General features: G+C 62.7%; 1 protein-coding gene. It reads left to right on the forward strand.

The window, feature by feature from the left end; all coding sequences use genetic code 11:
- Nucleotides 1-162 precede the first annotated feature (162 nt).
- On the forward strand, nt 163-542 hold a 380-nt coding region (locus tag D1614_RS26435; RefSeq protein ID WP_155523350.1), incomplete at its 3' end, for a multicopper oxidase domain-containing protein.

The following is a 542-nucleotide window of genomic DNA, read 5'->3' on the forward strand; positions in this document are numbered from 1 at the left end:
CGATTCCCATTCACCGTCCTCCGCCAAACACCCTTGGCTCAACACGCGCGTTGCGTCGACAGTGCCTGGCCGACCCGATGGTGGCACGCGCTCTGCTTCCTATCGGGCGCTGGCATGCCGCTGTGCGGCTACGCCCCCGCCATCCACCTGAGGGAAGAAAAAATGAGCGACTACAGTCCGCCTCCCGAGTGCCTAGGCCGACGCAAGTTTTTACGTCAGATTCCAGCGGGAGCACTCATGGCGGCGGGCTTGCCAAGTCACGCCTGGGCGCTACGCAGCCAAGGGCAGCCGGAAGTTCTCCGAGGCACGGAGTTCGATTTGACCATCGCGGAGATGGCGGTCGATTTCAGCGGGCGCGAACGCTATGCCGTCGCAGTCAACGGATCCATCCCCGCGCCGATCCTCTACTGGAAACAGGGCAGCGAAGTCACGCTGCGCGTCACCAACCGCCTGCAAACACAGACTTCGATTCATTGGCACGGCGTGCTCGTACCGTTTGAAATGGATGGCGTCCCGGGCGTCTCCTTCACCGGTATCGCACC

It is taken from the genome of Maribellus luteus (assembly GCF_003576475.1).
GTDB classification, from domain to species: domain Bacteria; phylum Bacteroidota; class Bacteroidia; order Bacteroidales; family Prolixibacteraceae; genus Draconibacterium; species Draconibacterium luteum.